Raw genomic sequence first — 1017 nt, 5'->3', positions numbered from 1 at the left:
ACCGACTCGACGGCCTGCAGGACGAACCCCGCTCCGGCCGGCCGCCCTCGATCCTTCTCGACCGGGTTGAGGAGGTCATCATCGCCACCCTGGAGTCGACCGCAGGCAGGGACACGCACTGGTCACGGGCCTCGATGGCCCAGCGCACCGGCCTGTCGAAGTCGACCACCGGCCGGATCTGGAAGAAGTTCGACCTCAAGCCCCACCTGCAGGACTCCTTCAAACTGTCCACCGACCCGCAGTTCGTCGCCAAGGTCGTCGACGTCATCGGCCTCTATCACCACCCGCCCGAGAAGGCGGTCGTGCTCTGCGTGGACGAGAAGTCCCAGATCCAGGCACTGGACCGCTCGCAGCCGGTCCTGCCGACGATGCCGGGTATGCCCGAACGCCGGACCCACGACTACTACCGGCACGGCATCACCAGCCTGTTCGCCGCCTTCAACATCACCGACGGAACCGTCATATCCCAGCTCCACCGCCGCCACCGTGCGATCGAGTTCAAGAAGTTCCTGGTCCGGATCGACAAGGCGGTACCCGCCGGGCTCGACGTTCACCTCGTCTGTGACAACTACGCCACCCACAACACCGCCGAGATCAAGACGTGGCTGGGCAAGCACCCGCGCTTCCATATCCACTTCACCCCGACCGGCGCCTCCTGGATGAACCAGGTCGAACGGTGGTTCGGCCTGCTGACCGACAAGCTCATCCGCCGCGGCGTCCACAAGTCCGTCAAGGCCCTGGAGGACGACATCGCCGCGTGGATCGACACCTGGAACGAGAACCCACGGGCCTTCATCTGGACCAAGACCGCCGACGAGATCCTCAACTCCCTCGCCGACTACCTCGCCAAAGTCGGAACCGACAGCCAGAGAACAGGGTCAAACTAACCACCAGAATTTCTGGCGCATCACACTAGTGTTCCGAGTCAGGGATTCTGTTCAGATATGAGGCGAGGCGTTCGAGGATCTCGTCGGAGGTCTTCGTCCAGACGTACGGCTTCGGGTCGGTGTTCCAGGC

General features: G+C 63.6%; 1 protein-coding gene. It reads left to right on the top strand.

Annotated elements, in window-relative coordinates; translation table 11 throughout:
• On the top strand, positions 1-887 hold an 887-nt coding region (locus tag ABZ622_RS42120), incomplete at its 5' end, for an IS630 family transposase (protein ID WP_360552640.1).
• Positions 888-1017 lie beyond the last annotated feature (130 nt).

The organism is Streptomyces sp. NPDC007164 (assembly GCF_040634135.1).
Lineage (GTDB): Bacteria > Actinomycetota > Actinomycetes > Streptomycetales > Streptomycetaceae > Streptomyces > Streptomyces sanglieri.
This window is presented reverse-complemented; position numbering and strand designations above follow the sequence as displayed.